General features: G+C 53.5%; 2 tRNA genes and 3 rRNA genes. All 5 read left to right on the top strand.

The window, feature by feature from the left end:
• The first annotated feature begins 331 nt into the window (after positions 1 to 331).
• Positions 332 to 1,864, top strand: a 16S ribosomal RNA gene (locus X946_RS03910).
• Between the two features lie 63 nt (positions 1,865 to 1,927).
• Positions 1,928 to 2,004 (top strand) — tRNA-Ile (locus tag X946_RS03905).
• Between the two features lie 38 nt (positions 2,005 to 2,042).
• Positions 2,043 to 2,118: transfer RNA gene (locus X946_RS03900), tRNA-Ala, on the top strand.
• A gap of 408 nt (positions 2,119 to 2,526) precedes the next feature.
• Positions 2,527 to 5,407: ribosomal RNA gene (locus X946_RS03895) — 23S ribosomal RNA — on the top strand.
• Between the two features lie 189 nt (positions 5,408 to 5,596).
• Positions 5,597 to 5,710: ribosomal RNA gene (gene rrf, locus X946_RS03890) — 5S ribosomal RNA — on the top strand.
• The 16S, 23S and 5S rRNA genes sit together here with 2 tRNA genes alongside, the layout of an rRNA operon.
• The last annotated feature ends 69 nt before the right edge of the window (positions 5,711 to 5,779 follow it).

The following is a 5,779-nucleotide window of genomic DNA, read 5'->3' as shown; positions in this document are numbered from 1 at the left end:
CGGAAAGGTGATCAGGGCGGAGCGCGACGCGGTAGTAAAAAAGTTGTTGACGCGCTGCGAATAAGTGATCATAATCTCGTTTCTCTGCTGCAGACAACGCAGCGCTGCTGAGAAGGCGGTAGAAAGTAGTGAAGTCTTCTCGCAGATGTGCTCTTTAACAATGAACAGCCGATAAGTGTGGGCGCTTGATGGAAGCGGGCGATCCTTGGATCGTAAGCAAAAGTATCAAGAGTCTCACACTAAAGTAAGTCAGGTTTATGGAGCAATTCATATACCTGTCAGCTTTGAGTGAGCGACCGGTTGGAAACAACCGAAAACAGTAACAGGAATTGAACTGAAGAGTTTGATCCTGGCTCAGATTGAACGCTGGCGGCATGCCTTACACATGCAAGTCGAACGGCAGCACGGGTGCTTGCACCTGGTGGCGAGTGGCGAACGGGTGAGTAAAACATCGGAACATGTCCTGTAGTGGGGGATAGCCCGGCGAAAGCCGGATTAATACCGCATACGATCTACGGATGAAAGCGGGGGACCTTCGGGCCTCGCGCTATAGGGTTGGCCGATGGCTGATTAGCTAGTTGGTGGGGTAAAGGCCTACCAAGGCGACGATCAGTAGCTGGTCTGAGAGGACGACCAGCCACACTGGGACTGAGACACGGCCCAGACTCCTACGGGAGGCAGCAGTGGGGAATTTTGGACAATGGGCGAAAGCCTGATCCAGCAATGCCGCGTGTGTGAAGAAGGCCTTCGGGTTGTAAAGCACTTTTGTCCGGAAAGAAAACCTTTGGGCTAATACCCTAGGGGGATGACGGTACCGGAAGAATAAGCACCGGCTAACTACGTGCCAGCAGCCGCGGTAATACGTAGGGTGCGAGCGTTAATCGGAATTACTGGGCGTAAAGCGTGCGCAGGCGGTTTGCTAAGACCGATGTGAAATCCCCGGGCTCAACCTGGGAACTGCATTGGTGACTGGCAGGCTAGAGTATGGCAGAGGGGGGTAGAATTCCACGTGTAGCAGTGAAATGCGTAGAGATGTGGAGGAATACCGATGGCGAAGGCAGCCCCCTGGGCCAATACTGACGCTCATGCACGAAAGCGTGGGGAGCAAACAGGATTAGATACCCTGGTAGTCCACGCCCTAAACGATGTCAACTAGTTGTTGGGGATTCATTTCCTTAGTAACGTAGCTAACGCGTGAAGTTGACCGCCTGGGGAGTACGGTCGCAAGATTAAAACTCAAAGGAATTGACGGGGACCCGCACAAGCGGTGGATGATGTGGATTAATTCGATGCAACGCGAAAAACCTTACCTACCCTTGACATGGTCGGAATCCTGCTGAGAGGCGGGAGTGCTCGAAAGAGAACCGGCGCACAGGTGCTGCATGGCTGTCGTCAGCTCGTGTCGTGAGATGTTGGGTTAAGTCCCGCAACGAGCGCAACCCTTGTCCTTAGTTGCTACGCAAGAGCACTCTAAGGAGACTGCCGGTGACAAACCGGAGGAAGGTGGGGATGACGTCAAGTCCTCATGGCCCTTATGGGTAGGGCTTCACACGTCATACAATGGTCGGAACAGAGGGTCGCCAACCCGCGAGGGGGAGCCAATCCCAGAAAACCGATCGTAGTCCGGATTGCACTCTGCAACTCGAGTGCATGAAGCTGGAATCGCTAGTAATCGCGGATCAGCATGCCGCGGTGAATACGTTCCCGGGTCTTGTACACACCGCCCGTCACACCATGGGAGTGGGTTTTACCAGAAGTGGCTAGTCTAACCGCAAGGAGGACGGTCACCACGGTAGGATTCATGACTGGGGTGAAGTCGTAACAAGGTAGCCGTATCGGAAGGTGCGGCTGGATCACCTCCTTTCTCGAGCTTATTTCCGCGAAGTTGAGCGCTCACGCTTATCGGCTGTAATCAAGACAGACTCAGGGGTCTGTAGCTCAGTCGGTTAGAGCACCGTCTTGATAAGGCGGGGGTCGTTGGTTCGAATCCAACCAGACCCACCAAGTTGTCTGGCGCAGGAAACCTGGGTGAAGTCTCTGTAGGGGGCATAGCTCAGCTGGGAGAGCACCTGCTTTGCAAGCAGGGGGTCGTCGGTTCGATCCCGTCTGCCTCCACCAATTGCGGTGCTCGTTAGTGCTTCAGCGCTTACGGGCATTTCACTCCCGAAGGGAGTCCCAATGGAGAATATTTGATTGGGTTCGAGAGAACGAATCGAGTATTCCCCATTGGCGATTGAGCCAGTCAGAGTGATACGTAGTACGTATCGGCTGTCGTTCTTTAACAATCTGGAAGAAGTAAGTAATTTGGATAGCGGAAGCGTCTAATGAGATGGACGTGGAAACTATCCGGGTTGTGATTGTATCGATGTATCTCAAGATGATTCGGGTCTACTCCCTTCGGGAGTGGGGCCGGCGTAAGCGCTAAAGCGCTAAAGCCGGACCGACATCAATTTTGGAATACGGCACAACGCGAGAACTCAACCTGTAGCGACTGTTGCGTCGAAAGATGAGACAGACTCGTTATAGGGTCAAGCGAACAAGTGCATGTGGTGGATGCCTTGGCGATCACAGGCGATGAAGGACGCGGTAGCCTGCGAAAAGCTACGGGGAGCTGGCAAACGAGCTTTGATCCGTAGATGTCCGAATGGGGAAACCCACTCCTTTTGGAGTATCCATGGCTGAATACATAGGTCATGTGAGGCGAACGCGGTGAACTGAAACATCTAAGTAACCGCAGGAAAAGAAATCAACCGAGATTCCCAAAGTAGTGGCGAGCGAAATGGGAAGAGCCTGTACTCTTTATCTGTATTGTTAGTCGAACGCTCTGGAAAGTGCGGCCATAGCAGGTGATAGCCCTGTAGACGAAAACAGTATGGAAGAACTAGGTGTACGACAAGTAGGGCGGGACACGTGAAATCCTGTCTGAAGATGGGGGGACCATCCTCCAAGGCTAAATACTCGTGATCGACCGATAGTGAACCAGTACCGTGAGGGAAAGGCGAAAAGAACCCCGGGAGGGGAGTGAAATAGATCCTGAAACCGCATGCATACAAACAGTCGGAGCCTCGTAAGGGGTGACGGCGTACCTTTTGTATAATGGGTCAGCGACTTACGTTCAGTAGCAAGCTTAACCGAATAGGGCAGGCGTAGCGAAAGCGAGTCCGAATAGGGCGTTCAGTTGCTGGGCGTAGACCCGAAACCAAGTGATCTATCCATGGCCAGGATGAAGGTGCGGTAACACGTACTGGAGGTCCGAACCCACTAACGTTGAAAAGTTAGGGGATGAGCTGTGGATAGGGGTGAAAGGCTAAACAAACTTGGAAATAGCTGGTTCTCTCCGAAAACTATTTAGGTAGTGCCTCGTGTCTCACCTTCGGGGGTAGAGCACTGTCATGGTTGGGGGGTCTATTGCAGATTACCCCGCCATAGCAAACTCCGAATACCGAAGAGTGCAATCACGGGAGACAGACATCGGGTGCTAACGTCCGGTGTCAAGAGGGAAACAACCCAGACCGCCAGCTAAGGTCCCCAAATATGGCTAAGTGGGAAACGAAGTGGGAAGGCTAAAACAGTCAGGAGGTTGGCTTAGAAGCAGCCACCCTTTAAAGAAAGCGTAATAGCTCACTGATCGAGTCGTCCTGCGCGGAAGATGTAACGGGGCTAAGCCATATACCGAAGCTGCGGATGCGTGCTTTGCACGCATGGTAGGAGAGCGTTCCGTAAGCCTGCGAAGGTGCGTTGAAAAGCGTGCTGGAGGTATCGGAAGTGCGAATGCTGACATGAGTAGCGATAAAGGGGGTGAAAGGCCCCCTCGCCGTAAGCCCAAGGTTTCCTACGCAACGTTCATCGGCGTAGGGTGAGTCGGCCCCTAAGGCGAGGCAGAAATGCGTAGCTGATGGGAAGCAGGTCAATATTCCTGCACCATTGTTAAATGCGATGGGGGGACGGATCGCGGAAGGTTGTCCGGGTGTTGGAAGTCCCGGTCGCTGCATTGGAGAAGGCGCTTAGGCAAATCCGGGCGCGGAATTCAAGGGTGTGGCGCGAGCTTCTTAGGAAGCGAAGCAATTGGAAGTGGTTCCAAGAAAAGCCTCTAAGCTTCAGTTTAACAATGACCGTACCGCAAACCGACACAGGTGGGCGAGATGAGTATTCTAAGGCGCTTGAGAGAACTCGGGAGAAGGAACTCGGCAAATTGGTACCGTAACTTCGGGATAAGGTACGCCCTGGTAGCTTGATGCGCCTGCGCGCAAAGGGTGAAGGGGTTGCAATAAACTGGTGGCTGCGACTGTTTAATAAAAACACAGCACTCTGCAAACACGAAAGTGGACGTATAGGGTGTGACGCCTGCCCGGTGCCGGAAGATTAAATGATGGGGTGCAAGCTCTTGATTGAAGTCCCGGTAAACGGCGGCCGTAACTATAACGGTCCTAAGGTAGCGAAATTCCTTGTCGGGTAAGTTCCGACCTGCACGAATGGCGTAACGATGGCCACACTGTCTCCTCCCGAGACTCAGCGAAGTTGAAGTGTTTGTGATGATGCAATCTACCCGCGGCTAGACGGAAAGACCCCATGAACCTTTACTGTAGCTTTGCATTGGACTTTGAACCGATCTGTGTAGGATAGGTGGGAGGCTATGAAACCGGAACGCTAGTTTCGGTGGAGCCGTCCTTGAAATACCACCCTGGTTTGTTTGAGGTTCTAACCTTGGCCCGTGATCCGGGTCGGGGACAGTGCATGGTAGGCAGTTTGACTGGGGCGGTCTCCTCCCAAAGCGTAACGGAGGAGTACGAAGGTACGCTAGGTACGGTCGGAAATCGTGCTGATAGTGCAATGGCATAAGCGTGCTTAACTGCGAGACCGACAAGTCGAGCAGGTGCGAAAGCAGGTCATAGTGATCCGGTGGTTCTGTATGGAAGGGCCATCGCTCAACGGATAAAAGGTACTCTGGGGATAACAGGCTGATACCGCCCAAGAGTTCATATCGACGGCGGTGTTTGGCACCTCGATGTCGGCTCATCTCATCCTGGGGCTGTAGCCGGTCCCAAGGGTATGGCTGTTCGCCATTTAAAGAGGTACGTGAGCTGGGTTTAAAACGTCGTGAGACAGTTTGGTCCCTATCTGCCGTGGGCGTTGGAAGTTTGAAGGGGGCTGCTCCTAGTACGAGAGGACCGGAGTGGACGAACCTCTGGTGTACCGGTTGTGACGCCAGTCGCATCGCCGGGTAGCTATGTTCGGAAGAGATAACCGCTGAAAGCATCTAAGCGGGAAACTCGCCTTAAGATGAGACTTCCCCGGGGACTTGATCCCCTTGAAGGGTCGTTCGAGACCAGGACGTTGATAGGTCGGGTGTGTAAGCGCAGTAATGCGTTCAGCTAACCGATACTAATTGCCCGTAAGGCTTGATCCTATAACAAGTCTGTCTCGGTAGTCGTTGGCGCGTCAGCGCTCACGGATATCGAGTGTCGAGTGCAAGGCGCTCGACGTACTGCGGTTGAAGTCCCGCGTATGTGTGAGATACAACCTCACAACCCACCCAAGATTACTGCTTCTTCCCAGATTGGTTCTGTTGGCCGCGCCAGCAGAACAACCCTCTTTGCCTGATGACCATAGCGAGTCGGTCCCACCCCTTCCCATCCCGAACAGGACCGTGAAACGACTCCACGCCGATGATAGTGCGGATTGCCCGTGTGAAAGTAGGTAATCGTCAGGCTCCCCTCTGAAAACCCCCGCCCTCGCCGGCGGGGGTTTTGCTTTTTACGCCTCCGCCAATCCCCTGAAC

The organism is Burkholderia sp. ABCPW 111, from assembly GCF_000773065.1.
Lineage (GTDB): Bacteria > Pseudomonadota > Gammaproteobacteria > Burkholderiales > Burkholderiaceae > Burkholderia > Burkholderia savannae.
The sequence above is the reverse complement of the archived record's forward strand: the minus strand, read 5'-3'. Positions and strand labels throughout refer to the sequence as shown.